This is a genomic window from Ferruginibacter sp. (genome assembly GCF_031430955.1).
Lineage (GTDB): Bacteria > Bacteroidota > Bacteroidia > Chitinophagales > Chitinophagaceae > Ferruginibacter.
This window is the reverse complement of sequence record NZ_JANPCM010000133.1, coordinates 1-13820: the sequence shown is the minus strand read 5'-3', so window position 1 is coordinate 13820 and position 13820 is coordinate 1. Positions and strand designations below refer to the sequence as shown.

13 protein-coding genes and 1 pseudogene are annotated in these 13820 nt (G+C 35.3%); 3 read left to right on the top strand and 11 right to left on the bottom strand.

Annotation, left to right across the window (positions count from 1 at the left end; genetic code table 11):
• On the bottom strand, positions 1-91 hold a 91-nt coding region (locus tag ACY65O_RS03660; protein WP_462219494.1), incomplete at its 3' end, for a TRAM domain-containing protein.
• A gap of 6 nt (positions 92-97) precedes the next feature.
• Complete coding sequence (gene rimO / locus ACY65O_RS03655; protein ID WP_462219492.1) at positions 98-1306, bottom strand: 30S ribosomal protein S12 methylthiotransferase RimO; 1209 nt, start codon at positions 1304-1306, stop codon at positions 98-100.
• Between the two features lie 209 nt (positions 1307-1515).
• Here rimO and ACY65O_RS03650 point away from each other — a divergent pair, with 209 nt between their 5' ends.
• The 3 genes from ACY65O_RS03650 to ACY65O_RS03640 all read left to right on the top strand — a co-directional run bounded on the left by ACY65O_RS03650 (position 1516) and on the right by ACY65O_RS03640 (position 4926).
• On the top strand, positions 1516-2046 hold the full coding sequence (locus ACY65O_RS03650) for a DUF2975 domain-containing protein (RefSeq protein WP_462219491.1): 531 nt from the start codon (positions 1516-1518) through the stop codon (positions 2044-2046).
• Between the two features lie 2 nt (positions 2047-2048).
• Positions 2049-2252, top strand: coding sequence for a helix-turn-helix domain-containing protein (locus ACY65O_RS03645; protein WP_462219490.1), 204 nt, complete (start codon positions 2049-2051; stop codon positions 2250-2252).
• Positions 2253-2451: 199 nt separating this feature from the next.
• Positions 2452-4926 (top strand): outer membrane beta-barrel protein, encoded by a 2475-nt coding sequence (locus ACY65O_RS03640; protein WP_462219489.1) that lies wholly within the window; start codon positions 2452-2454, stop codon positions 4924-4926.
• 70 nt (positions 4927-4996) lie between these two features.
• Here ACY65O_RS03640 and ACY65O_RS03635 read toward each other — a convergent pair whose 3' ends face one another.
• From ACY65O_RS03635 to ACY65O_RS03595, 9 genes and pseudogenes are all read right to left on the bottom strand, one after another.
• Entirely contained in the window at positions 4997-5908 is a 912-nt protein-coding gene (locus ACY65O_RS03635) for an N-acetylmuramoyl-L-alanine amidase (RefSeq protein WP_462219488.1), read from the bottom strand.
• Positions 5909-5934: 26 nt separating this feature from the next.
• Positions 5935-8643 carry a COR domain-containing protein gene (locus ACY65O_RS03630; RefSeq protein ID WP_462219493.1) on the bottom strand — a complete coding sequence of 903 codons (2709 nt, stop codon included), beginning with the start codon at positions 8641-8643 and terminating at the stop codon, positions 5935-5937.
• A 138-nt stretch (positions 8644-8781) separates the two neighbouring features.
• Positions 8782-8955: pseudogene (locus ACY65O_RS03625) on the bottom strand (leucine-rich repeat domain-containing protein); the annotation flags it as partial.
• Between the two features lie 54 nt (positions 8956-9009).
• Positions 9010-9144: a hypothetical protein gene (locus ACY65O_RS03620; protein WP_462219487.1), complete on the bottom strand. Its 135-nt coding sequence runs from the start codon at positions 9142-9144 to the stop codon at positions 9010-9012.
• A gap of 31 nt (positions 9145-9175) precedes the next feature.
• Positions 9176-10483 carry a tetratricopeptide repeat-containing protein gene (locus tag ACY65O_RS03615; protein ID WP_462219486.1) on the bottom strand — a complete coding sequence of 436 codons (1308 nt, stop codon included), beginning with the start codon at positions 10481-10483 and terminating at the stop codon, positions 9176-9178.
• A 37-nt stretch (positions 10484-10520) separates the two neighbouring features.
• Positions 10521-11975, bottom strand: a complete 1455-nt coding sequence (locus tag ACY65O_RS03610; protein ID WP_462219485.1) for a tetratricopeptide repeat-containing protein — start codon at positions 11973-11975, stop codon at positions 10521-10523.
• A gap of 31 nt (positions 11976-12006) precedes the next feature.
• Entirely contained in the window at positions 12007-12237 is a 231-nt protein-coding gene (locus ACY65O_RS03605; RefSeq protein WP_462219484.1) for a hypothetical protein, read from the bottom strand.
• A gap of 31 nt (positions 12238-12268) precedes the next feature.
• Positions 12269-13408: a patatin-like phospholipase family protein gene (locus tag ACY65O_RS03600; RefSeq protein ID WP_462219483.1), complete on the bottom strand. Its 1140-nt coding sequence runs from the start codon at positions 13406-13408 to the stop codon at positions 12269-12271.
• 25 nt (positions 13409-13433) lie between these two features.
• Positions 13434-13820: response regulator (locus tag ACY65O_RS03595; RefSeq protein ID WP_462219482.1), on the bottom strand; the 387-nt coding region annotated here is incomplete at its 5' end.

Here is a 13820-nt window from a genome sequence, read left to right as displayed (position 1 = left end):
AAACCACCTCCCCTTCAATATCATAATCGTAAGCCTTTGTTATTTTTACATTCACAAAATCGCCGATGATCAATTTCTTTTTACTTTCAATAATTACTTAATTATCTACTTCTACACTATCAAATTCTGTACGGCCCAAATAACGGCCGGCTTCTTTTTTATCAACCAGTACTTTAAATGTTTTACCAACCTTTTCCTGATTTTTTTCAAGGCTTATCTCCTGCTGCACTTCCATTATTTCCTGGGCACGTTCTTCTTTTTCTTCTGCAGATATATTATCAACCAAATTGTGAGCGCTTGTACCTTCTTCGTGGCTGTATGTAAAAATACCTACACGGTCGAAACGCATTTTTTGTAAAAACATTTTTAACTCTTCCACATCATCTCTTGTTTCGCCGGGGAAGCCAGCAATTAATGTAGTGCGTAAACAAATATTGGGCATGCGGTTGCGTATCTCACCAATCAAATCTTCCATTTCTTCACGGGTTATCTGGCGCTTCATCAAATTCAGCATGTTGTTGGCTGCATGTTGCAAAGGCATATCTAAGTAATTACAAATGTTATCCCTTTCTTTTATGGCATCAATAATTTCAAGTGGAAATTTTGATGGATAAGCATAATGCAAACGGATCCATTCCAAACCTTTTACATCAGCAAGTGCATTCAATAATTTAGGCAGCTCTCTTTTTTTATAAATATCCAAACCGTAATAAGTTAATTCCTGTGCAATAAGCATAACTTCTTTTACACCACGGTCAATTAAACGTTTAGCTTCATCTACCAGCGATTCAATTGTTCTGCTCACATGCTGCCCACGCATTAATGGTATTGCACAAAATGAACAGGTACGGTTGCACCCTTCACTTATTTTCATGTACGCATAATGCTGCGGTGTGTACAGCAGGCGTTCGCCCATTAAATCTGTTTTATAATCGGCATTAAATTGTTTCAGCATGCCCTGCAATTCCATTGTACCAAAATAGGCATCTACTTCAGGTATTTCTTCTTCTAAATTATTTTTGTAGCGTTCGCTTAAGCACCCGGTAACATATACTTTATCCAGTTTTCCACGGCGTTTTAATTCTACCTGTTGCAGAATGGTATTTATGCTTTCTTCTTTTGCTTTTTCAATAAAGCCGCAGGTATTTACTACAACAATGTTGTGATCTTTTTTGGCGTTCTCATGCACCACATCAATATCATTGGCAATCAGTTGTCCGCTCAGCACTTCACTATCCACCATATTCTTACTGCAACCCAGCGTAATGATGTTTACTTTATCTTTTTTAATTGATTTTGTCTTCATAATAATTGGCGGCAAAGTTAAGCCTTTAGCTATGCAGTTATTAAAGCTATTTTTAAAACCAAACAGGGTTTTTATAATGGCCTTTAAAAAGGCTTTAGTTCTTCATCATTTTTCAATGTGGATAATTATTTACCAAATAAAGCTATATATTTATTGTTTATCAATAAATATATAGCTTTATTTGCTTTTCAATTTTAAAAACGAGCAACATGAGTACTAAAACAAAAACAGAAACTATCCTGGTGGTGATGAATGTACTGGCCTGGATCACATTTATAGGCCTGATGATTGAAGCAGGCGCTATACTTGTTACCTATGGGATAGGTTTGGCAAATCCTAAGATGGTAGCCAAACTGTACAAAGGGATGGATTGGGATAACCTGAGGCAATATGATGTTTGGTATTATACAGGAATCATTACATTAAAAGCTGCAATACTGATCTTAGAGGCTTACACGGCATACATGGTTATTAAAGTGCTTACTACTATCAAAATGACAAACCCCTTTACTATGCAAGTGGCTAAAAAGCTGGAAAATATTGCCTACACACTCATGCTGGTGTGGGTAGCAGTATTGATCTATAATGGTCAGTTGAAATGGCTTTCAAAAGATGTGGCTGATCTGGAAGGTAAAATGCTTTCCAGAGAGTTGATAATTTATGCAGGGCTGGTTTTTGTTATCTCTCAAATTTTTAAAAAAGGCGTGGAAATTCAAACCGAAAACGAATTAACTGTATAACCATGCCGATAATAGTAAACCTGGATGTAATGATGGCCAAAAGAAAGATGTCGCTGAATGAACTTTCGGAAAAAGTAGATCTGACACTCTCTAATCTTTCCATATTAAAAACCGGTAAAGCAAAAGCCATTCGTTTTACCACGCTGGAAGCCATCTGCAAAGTTTTAAACTGCCAGCCCGGCGATATTCTGGAATTTATTGAGTGATTTTAAAAATGACGCATTAATATTTTTGAATCATCATTTTAAAATATTGCTCTTCGCCATACGTCATCATGTGTAATTCAATTGAAGTATCTACCATTCATCCTTAAAAAAACCCTATTCGTGAATTAGGACATTTGCATTACAATTCACCTTGACTAATTTGCGGCGGAAATTGAAAAACAACTCTTAAAGTATAAACATGAAACAAAAACAACTGCTGATAGTAGCCTTCAGCTTATTTACAACATTGGCCAGTTTTGCACAAAACTTTTCTACAATTACAGGCCAAATTAAAGACAATAACGGAAATGGTGTTGCAGCAGCCACAGTAATGCTGCACCATGCTAAAGATTCCGCATTAGCAAAAACTGCAGTTAGCAGCAGCACCGGTAATTATGAATTACTCGCCATAAAGCCCGGTAATTATTTTATCAGTACCACCGTTGCTGGTATGGTAAAAGCGACTTCGGCAATTATTGAAGTTAAAGAAAATGAAAATGCAACAGTTGCAGCAATTATTGTAACACCTGCTACAAAAAATTTGCAGGGCGTAACGGTTACCAGCCAAAAACCAATGATAGAAGTAAGGGCTGATAAAACCATTTTAAATGTAGAAGGTACTATTAACGCTGTTGGTAATGATGCGTTGGAATTATTACGCAGAAGCCCTGGTGTAATGGTTGATAAAGATGATAACCTTAGCCTTGCAGGAAAAAATGGTGTGCAGGTTTTTATAGATGGTAAACCCTCGCCGCTTTCGGGCAGCGATTTAGCTAACTATTTAAAAAGTTTACAATCTGCACAAATTGAAGCAATAGAAATTATTACCAACCCATCTGCAAAATACGAGGCGGCAGGTAATGCCGGTATTATCAATATCAAACTGAAAAAAAATAAATCGTATGGTACCAATGGTTCGGTAAGTGCAGGATATGTACAGGGCACTTATGCAAAATATAATGGCGGGCTTAATATTAATAACCGTAATAAATATATAAATGCATTTGGTAATTACAATTATAATAATGGTGATAACCTGATGACTTTTAATTCCCGTAAAGAACAGCTGGATACATTATTTACCCAGAGCAACAGGATAATTTTTAAAAATAACACCCATAGTTTTAAAGGTGGGCTGGATTATTTTATAAATGCAAAAAGTACCATTGGTGCAATTGTTAGTGGCAACATTGCCAGTAACGACATTACCACTGCAGGCCCCATGTATTTTACTTATATACCTACCGGCCAGCTTAACCGTATTCTTAAAGCTACCAACACCAATGAAATGACGAGGAATAATGTGAATACAAACATTAATTACCGCTATGCCGTTGCCAATGGTAAAGAATTAAATATTGATGCTGACTATGGTTATTTTAAAATAAGGTCCGACCAATACCAACCCAACTTTTATTACCAGCCTGATGGTGTAACAGAGATAAGCAGGATCATTTACAATATGCTTTCGCCAACTGATATTGATCTTTTTAGTTTTAAAACTGATTATGAACAAAATTATAAAGGTGGCAGGTTAGGCATTGGCGGCAAAATTGGAATTGTGAGTACCGATAATGATTTTAAACGTTACGATGTATTTACATCGGGCAAAATAATGGATACTGCAAAAAGTAACCGCTTTAAGTACAAAGAAAATATTAATGCGCTGTATGCAAATTATAACAAGCAATTGAAAAAGGGTAAGATGATTCAGTTTGGTTTAAGAGCTGAGCAAACATATGCAAGAGGTAACTCTACCGGTTTGCAAAAAAGCGGCAATAATTATGTGGTATTTGATTCTTCTTTTAAAAGAGATTATATTGATTTCTTCCCCAGTGCTGCCATTACTTTTAACAAAAACCCAATGAAGCAATGGACAATTTCGTACAGCCGCCGCATTGACCGGCCTGCATACCAGGATCTAAATCCGTTTGAATTTAAATTGAATGAATATACATTTATGAAAGGCAATACTTTGCTGAGGCCTCAATACACTAATAGTTTTGGTGTAACGCATATTTATAAATACAAATTAACAACAGCATTAAACTACAGCCATGTAAAAGATATTTTTGCACAGGTGCCCGATACGGTAGATAAAACAAAAGGTTTTCTTACAAAGAAAAATTTAGCTACGCAGGATATTGCAAGTATCAATATCAGCTATCCTTTTCAACATAAATGGTATAGTTTTTTTGCAACCACCAATGCCAATTATTCAAAGTACCAGGCCGATTTTGGCGGGGGCAACAGAAAAGTAGATCAGTCAGTTTTTGCATTTACATTTTACATGCAAAACAGTTTTAAGCTGGGTAAAGGGTTTACAGGTGAAATAAGTACTTTGTATATTTCGCCATCAATATGGCAGGGCTTTTTTAAATCGGCGGCAATGGGCACTGTAGATGCTGGTTTATCAAAAACAGTTTTTAAAAATAAGGGCACCATAAAAGCAGCTGTAAGCGATATTTTTCAAACTATGAAGTGGAGTGGCACCAGTAATTTTGCCGGTGTAGTAAGCACTGTTAACGGCCGTGGTGAAATGCCCCTGTTTAAATTAAACTTTAACTACCGCTTTGGTAACAGCCAGGTTAAGGCTGCCCGCCAGCGTAAGTCTGCAGTAGAAGATGAAAATAAACGTACACAAAGCAGTAGTGGTGGAATGAGTGGAAATTAAACTTTTAATGTAATTATAAAGCCACTTCTTTTTAAGGAAGTGGCTTTATTTATTTTACTCTTAAAAAAAATTATACCGCTTTTAAATTTAATAACGAACTGTGTACCCAGCCAATTATTTTTATACTGCTGCCATCTGCTTTTACCACATCTTTTTTATCGTTTACCAAATACACTTTATTCCACAATCCTGCTGTTTCAATTAAGCCTACTTCAAAACCTTTGTTCAAAGTTTTTATTTTGGGTGCGCTGGTTGAAGGCTCGGCCCTAAAGTTTGTACCATCTTCATTTACTAAATATATTTTACCCACATTATCAACCTGCCCTGTTACATTTTGTTTAAAATCATCCCACGGAAATGCCGGGCCCGGATCGGGTTTACGTGCCGGAGAAATATCATCATGACCAACAGCCCTCAATAACTGGTATTCGTTTATAATAGCCTTGCTCATTTTATACAAAGCGTCTAATTGGGCCTGTGGAAATTTAAACCAATGCTGGTTATCCACTCCTGTCCAAAATTTATGTTTGTGTTTTGTTTTAATGATTTTAGTTGATGCTGATGGCGGATACGTTTTATATACAGGCCGCTTCGTTCCTTTCTCCTGCCCTATTTTTCTTCGATAGCTTCCATCACTCATTTTTTCGAGGTAACCGGCGTTTACAATTTCTATTCCTATTGAGTGATTGTTAAATCCAATTACACCATCCCAACTGCTGTAGCCGGCATGATTGGCTTTTCGGTTAAATGGAACTAATTGTGTGATGGTTCCATCAATATCTACAACAATGTGTGCGGCTATCCTGTCGGGGTTGCTGCTGGTATTTTTAAACCAGCTTATTGCACTGTCGGCAGTATCACCAGCGGTATAATGAATTACTAAAAAATCCGGATCAATAATATAGCCCACATTTTGTGTGGGGTTTTTAATAATTTTTTCTGAGTTGTTTTCGGCAATCAGCCAGTGGCGGTCTATTTTCATGATGAAAGTTTTAAACAGTTAAAATTTTATTTTATAATCGGACGAAGTTTGTTTACAAAATCATTCATGTAATGGCTTCGGTTGGAATTGTGTATCGGCACATTATCCTTTGAAAAAGAAACCAAATCAATGTATGAAAAACGTTTTGCTTTTTGTGCCTCATTATAATCATTGCCTTCTGGTTTAAAAAATTGCAATTGATTCAACTCTTTTTCATCGTTAAAATTGCATGGTGCAAAATAAACTGGTACTATCAACATGTCGTTTTCGTTCTTCAAACGTGCTGCTGCAGCCCCAAATTCTTTTTCCTGAATATATTTACTGTTCATAAACTCCTGACTAACTAACAATATCATGATATTGCACCCTGCTACTTTATCCTGTAAAAAATCATCCCACTGTATCCCAAGTGGAATTTGAAAATCATCAAAAATTTCAAAATCAATATTGGGTAATTTTAAATAACTTTTTAAATCGGTACTGAATATTTTTACGTATTCTGTTTGTGCATGGGAGTAGGAAATAAATACTTTCTTTTTTTTATTGTTTTCCTTTGTATATAATTCCCTCATCTTTTCATTACTGTCCCAGCGCCTGTATTTTTCAAAAACAGGATGCGATATCCCAATACTTTCCAGTACGGGTTGAATAGCTACTTTATCATCTAACTTATTGCAATACACTTCGGTTTTATTTTCCTTTAGTTTTTCCAGCAAATCCTGCTCAGTGTAAAGTTGTGGTGTACTTAATGTTTTACATTTATTGCAGGTACATGGAATTTTCATTTCCGATTTAAGGCCCATGTAAGAGTTGTTAATGTTTTTTAATTCCTGAATAATTATGCCCATAAAGCGGTTGGCATAATTACCTTTTACATCAATAGTAATTTTTCTGTTGTAAGTATTTTCCACAATCATTGCCATCGTCCCTGCATCCTCTGCATAATGCAATACAACACCATAAGCCCATACATGATCTAATTCATCCTGTATATGCTGGTGCAAATCGGCAGTAAGCTGGTTGGCAATACCTTTGGGCATAAAAACATATTCAAATGTTACGGTTGTGCAAGCAGTGTTATCCCAGTCTTTTGCTATGGCCGGCGGATTGGCTTCCATTAATGCCGGCACTATGTATTCGTTTTTGTACCGGCGCTGAAAACAAATTTTAAACACTTTCAACAAACTCGTTAACTCATCTTTTGAAAACTTGTAAGATGCATCGTTCCATAACCTGTCTAAATCAGTGGTATCAAATTTACCTTTGTTATCCTGTATTTTTTTATCATCAATAATTTTGTAAATAGCAGTGATTGCCCACATGGGGTTTAGTATCATCATATTTCGCAGGTAGTCTTTATCATGATACCATAGTACAATGCCTAAATTATGCAAGTACCTGCCTATAAGTTTGCGATGCTCTTCACCATTTACGCCATTACCGTCACAAATTTCTTCGTAACGTTTCATGTCGATGAAATTTTTATTGCTTTTTGCTTCGGACAACAAGGCTTCCCTTACATCGAGCCAGCACCTGAAAATAGGTTTACGTATATGAGGGAGGTTTTCTAACTGCTGTTCTATTATGGTCCTTAAATTTTGCAGGCAACTGTCCTGCTCAGGATTTAAAAGGTTTACTTCGAGTATTTGATTATTTACAATTTTTTTAAATTCACTTACATAACTGGCAATGTCGATATTAGCTCCACGGTCGCCGTGCATTAAATTCATTACTATTAAAATGGGGCTGTCTTTACCACCAAACAAATCAATATTTTGAAACCAGTACATAAAATTTTTATCCCTTTCATTTCTTGACTCTGTCATTAAGATATAAAGAGAATTTTCCGTCATAAAAAAACGGTGCAGTGCGTATTGAATATTTTGTCCACCAAAATCCCAAATATGTGCTTTATAAGTATCCAGGTTTTTAAGTTGAAAACTATAATCGTCAATATCTATTCCTCTTGTTCTTTCGTCATCCTTTGGCAAAGTTGCAGCAGGATTTATTAATTTAACCCTTAAGGAAGTCTTACCCACTTTACCTTCTCCTACTAAAATAAGTTTGGCTTCGTTTAAAAAAATTTCATCCAGGGCATGACTTTTATTTTGCTGAAGCTTATAAAATTCTATGATGGCTTCGTTGCCCTGCTCAATGATTTCTTTGGAAATATCTAATTCGTTATTATCTTTTATAAAAATCCCATCGCCGGTATCTTCAAAACCATAAACCAATTTTACCGGTATGCCTTTTTTTATAATAGTCATTAAAGGTTTAAGTGAAGTAATACCCGTATTAGATAATATCAACCTTTTTAAATCAGGAAGATTTTCTATTACATCAATACTATTCAATGGGTTCTGGCTCAGATATAATTCTTTGAGTTTAGTAAGCTCACTAAGAACAGAGATATCGGTAATCTTATTATTACTTAATCCTAAATAATCTAATTCAGTATTATGCTTTAATTCTATTATTGGGAGTTCTATTACATTTTCATATAAGTCAAGCTTTCGAAGTATTTTGTTCTTACTAATCCCTTCTAACTTTTGTATTTTATTTTTGCCTAAAGAAAGCACTTCCAAATTCTCAAGCCTCTCTAAATTTTCCATTTTCTCAATTTGATTGTCTGCTAAATCAAGTGTTCTTAATAATTTTAGTTCCTCTAAATTTTCAATACTTGTAATTTTATTTAACATCAAATACAAATCTTCTATATTTATTAATTCACTCAAGTTCTCTATCTTTTCAATTTGGTTTACAGATAAACTAAGAAATTGCAAATTTCTTAGTTTGGTTAAATTTTCAATAATGCGAATTTTGTTTTTGAATAAAGACAGATGCAGTAAGTATATTAATTCATCCAAATTCTCTATTTTTGAAATTTGGTTATTGTATAAATCTAATGTTACTAAAACTGAAAGCTTTTCTAAGTTTTCTATCTTGGAAATTTGATTATTATATAAATTTAAAATATTTAAATTTTTTAACTCCTCTAAATTTTCAATTTTTTCAACTTGATTGCTCCAAAGTTCTAAGACTTTCAATTTTTTTAACTCATTCAGATTTTAAATTTTGGTTATTTTATTTTCTGCCAGATTTTAACCGTTTATCCAAGTCATATTATGTAGCTCAAAAGGAATTTTTTCAAGATCACACTTACTCAAATCCAAATACCCCGTTTTCTCTTCCATTTCTTTTTCAATCCGCATCAACCATTCAGGTTTTGTTTGCATACAATTATTTTTTTTAGATAATAATAATTTTTTATTTTAAAATGCTTTCTACTTTTTCTTTAATTATTTTCAACTCTTCAAACTGCTGCATAAAACTATCCTCGCTAAAATCGCTTTGTTCTTTTTTTCTTTGCTGCACCACCTGGTTAAAATTTGCAGTGTCATCCAGGCCGTAATAAGATTCGGCAAGCGTATTGGTAACCCATTCCTTATCGTTGCGTTTGGCATAATCTTCCTGTGCCATAAGGTTTATGCAAATTTCCGCAACATGCTTTGCAATTTGTTTAGCCTGCATTTTATAAAACTGTGTTTCTTCTTTATTATCTGCAAGCGATGCCATTTTCCAGTAAAGGAAAGCAGCATTAATACCATTGTAATAATCGTTAGCTATATAATATCCCCGTTCGTAAAAACGCAGCGATTTTTCAAGGGATGTTTTATCATGTGCCAGTTTAAAGAGGTTTTTATGTATAGCCCCTGCCATACCCAGTGTTTCTGTATCGGTTGATGACATTGGATTGAGTTTTTCTAATTCCCTGTAAGCATCCTGATTAGCAGTAACGGCATCAGGTTTTGCAGATTTGTAAGTGGCCAAACAAAGCTGCTGTATAAAAAATGTATCGTCGGGTTTTAGCTCTAAAAGTTTTTTAAATGAAATAATGGCCTCATCAAACTTTTTATTTTTCATTGCTGCCAACGCACTGTCAATCATATCCGAAAGAGATGGCCCTGCTGTACTGCTTTTACTATTGGCTGATGCAGTTACTTTATCAGCAGGTTTTACAAGAGCATTCTTTTGAGGGATTTTTTTCTGTGCCGGACCACTTCCACTTTCCGTTACTGTAATTTCTAAACCCAGTATATGTGTAAACACGGGGCTATCCACTTTATTTGCCTTAACCATCCCTGTTACTGCTTCTTTTAATATTTTTTTAAAGCGGTCCACTTCATCAATATCCAGCGATTTGCCATCGTGGTGATAGGCTAATGCTGTAAGGTGGCTTAAATCGAAAGGCAGTTTGCTGTTTATAAAAATACCGTCTTCGCAAATAACTAAAGTGGTGTAAGGTTTTAATGCATGCCGCACACCCAGCTCGTACAGGGCATTGGGGTTAAGTGTGCTTATATCAGCAACTACAAAATCGGCATCGTAAATGCCTTTATACATTATAGTGTCAATAATCCCCGGCGGATAATCGCAGGAACGTTTACATTCGTATCCCAGTTCTTCAAAAACGGGTTTTACAATATGCTTAAAAGTTTTATCAAGATCAATATCCCTGTTATTGATATAATCTTTTTTAATGCCGTAGCCGGTAATTACAAAACAGGTTTTCATAATTTATACTTTTAAAAATAATTTAATTGATAATTATTTATGCAAGCAGTTGTTCTTTGAGCAATTTTATAAAATCGTCTTCTTTATCTGATTTTTTTATTGCAGTATAGCCAATATATGCATTGGCATACATTGATAACTTTTCTCTTACACCAGCCTGCACAGCAGCTTTTATATATCCCATTTTTGCACCTTCCATATCGCCAAGATATAAACTGGCTTCAGCAACTGTAGCTGTTTTCCAATAATTATCCGGGCAGTTTTTTGCAGCATCCAATGCAGTTTGTGCATAGGCTTTCATGCCATTATTATTTTCATTCATTAAACTTAAAAATGCAAGGTTGATAGCCGCATAATAAATTAATTCATCGTTTGTATTTTGTGTGGCAGTGTCAAGTGCCCTTTTATAGTACTCTGCAGCTTTAGCAACATCTTTACTTTGATAATTATTTAAATACCGTCTTTTATACCGGCCACCGATTATACCCAGCATATCCGAATTGTTTGCTGCAAGGGTAGAATCTTCTAAAATTTTTATGGCTTCGTCACTTCTTCCCAAACCTTCTAATGCAAAAATTAATTTTGCTAAACCTTTTTTATCTAACTCATCTTTTTGCGGCAGTAAATTATTAACTACATCGGTATAATTTCCCTGTAAAAGATTTATTGCTTCTTTATCAGTAAATGGATTATTGAAAACTGTTTTAGTAAGTGTTGCAATTATTAACTGGTAGCCTGCATGGTTTTTATCATCGGGTTTTACAATGGCCAGGTGATTGCCGGAAACTACTTCGCAATATTTTTTATCAAATGGCTGCTGGCTCGATGCTGTGGGTACAAATTCATCATCGGTGCCGGCTACCACTTTAAAACTAAAAGGATAACCAGTTGCAAAAGTTTCGTCCCATTTTTTTCGCAGGGTTGTAACAAATGATCCATCGCTGGCCATATCCCTTAACTGCCGGTTCCAGAATTTTACAACACCTGCTTTATTTAATCCATTACTTGGTGTACCAAATAGCAGCAAATAAGTTATCCTGTTTCGGGAAGCAGCATCCAGTTCCAGCAATGCTTTTTGTACAACCAACCCACCCATACTGTGTGCAACAATTGCAATTTGTTTATACTTTACAAACTGGTTGTGGATGGTGGTGTTTAAAAAATCGGCGAGCTTTGTAATATCGGGTATGGCTGCCCATATACCAATACCCAGTGAAGGCATTTGATTGGAACTGTACCCTACTGAAAACATATCCCAGCCATTAAGCCTGTCATCTTCTTTAATGTATTGCGGTATGTTGCCAAAAGTTGTTGCGGAGTCGCCGGAAAAACCATGCAAAAATAAAATAACATTATTGCTGGCAGGTTCGTTTCTAAAATCAATGATCTTTGGCGTTCTGTTTCCAATTAAAGAATCCCTAAAGCCCGGCCATAATTTTTTTGCCAGTATGGGAATATATTTAAACAGCAACTCAATAATTTTCTGTTTCATAATATTGATTTAAGGTTAAAGTTTTTAAGCATTATTCTTCATTGATAATATCATAGGTTTTTTTAAAAATTGCATCGGCGCAGGGATACATTTCTCCATGCACACCCACCATCAGCCAATCACCGGGCTGGCCCTGCATCACCCCTTCAAGTGTATGCACTTCAAAAGGTTCATTAATTTGCACACATTTTACGGGTATTGGTTTTTTAAGTGCTTTTTTAAAATCTACATTTGGCGGAACCGTTTTTTTAAATTGTAACATGTTATAATTATTATGTTTGAAAAATTATTTTTTATACTGGAAAATTGTTTTTGTATAATTCTATTTCGGCCGATGCAGCGGCTCCAATATCGTATAAAAGAAAACGGTTTTGGGCATTGCTCATTTCCTGTAAACTTTTTACATCGTGTTCATCAAATGTTTTTCCACTCATCTTTAAATTATTTAAAGCCGTTACAGAAAGCTCCTGGTTAAAACGCAGGTAAGTCAATAACTCCAGGTTGTCGCACCCCATACAATCGTTTTTTAAATCGCCTATTTCACTGTCAATTTTTTTTGCATTGGGGCAATGAGACAGCCATTGCATAATAGTTTGGTTTTCCCAACTGGCATCACTCATCAGCATATCCGGTACTTCCCTTGCCCAGTTTAATAACCAGTTATCGGTTATATCATTTGTCTTCATATTATATACACCATTGCCGGTACCAAGGCTTACCATAAATAATTTATCTTTTCCTTTTGGCCATTTAAAAGGAAAACCGCAAAGTGTGGCTACTTTAAATAATTGAAGCGATGGGTTGTTGGCCATACTTACGCCCCCATCAACAAATGCACCTTTCATATCTTTATCTACATTTAATAATTGCGGTACAAAATAAGATGGTGCTGCACTGCTGGCCCGTAAAATATCTTTTAAAAAATAATCTTTGTTGTGCGGAAAATATTTTCCGCCGGGATGATTGATAAGCGGCCATACACTGTTGGTATCGGCACGTTTGGTTACAATGCACAAGCCGGTTTTAACTTTCCCTTTTGTGTCACCTAAAGTAATATCCCCTAAAAATTCATCCAGGGCTGTCTCTAAATTTTTTTCGCTGAACTCGGCTTTTAAAAATTTAAATGTTTCTAAAGGGTTCCACCAATCCCTTTTGCCTTTAAATATTTTACCTCCCATGGTGAGATACAAATCTTTTACTTCTGCAGCAGTTTTACCAATGGCCAGCAGTGCAGCTATGATTGCGCCGGTGCTGGTGCCGCCAATTAAATCAAAATAATCGCAAAGCAGCATTTTTTGATTGCCTGTTTTTTCACGAATAATATTTTCTAACTTTTCCAGGTATCCTGCGGTTAATGCGCCACGTATACCACCGCCATCCAGTGCAAGGATCTTTTTGGTGTTGCCTGGGGCAAAGTGTTGCTCGAGTGTCATAGTTTATAAATTTTATTTTTATAAATTAAAAAGATTGTCTGTATTGGCGCTGATCCGTTGCGTTAATAAGGTCAGCAGCTTTTGTAAATATTTTATTATACCCCATCGCCTTTATTTGTTTTGCATATTTTTTTTCAGAAAGCGGGGAAGTATAAATAATTACTTTGCTTTTATTGCTACCAGCAGCCAGATTTTTTAACAGGTCTATGCCTGATTCGTTTTTATTGTTTCTTGTAATATCCGTGATGATGATGTCGTAATTATTTTTCTTTATAAAATCCAAAGCAGTTTGATTGTCGGATACCACGTCAACTCTATAATCAGCTTTTTTAAAGTATTCTACCAGCGATACGTTATTGATTGCATTATCATCTATCCAAAGTATTTTTTTTACAGGTGGTGCGTAGGCATT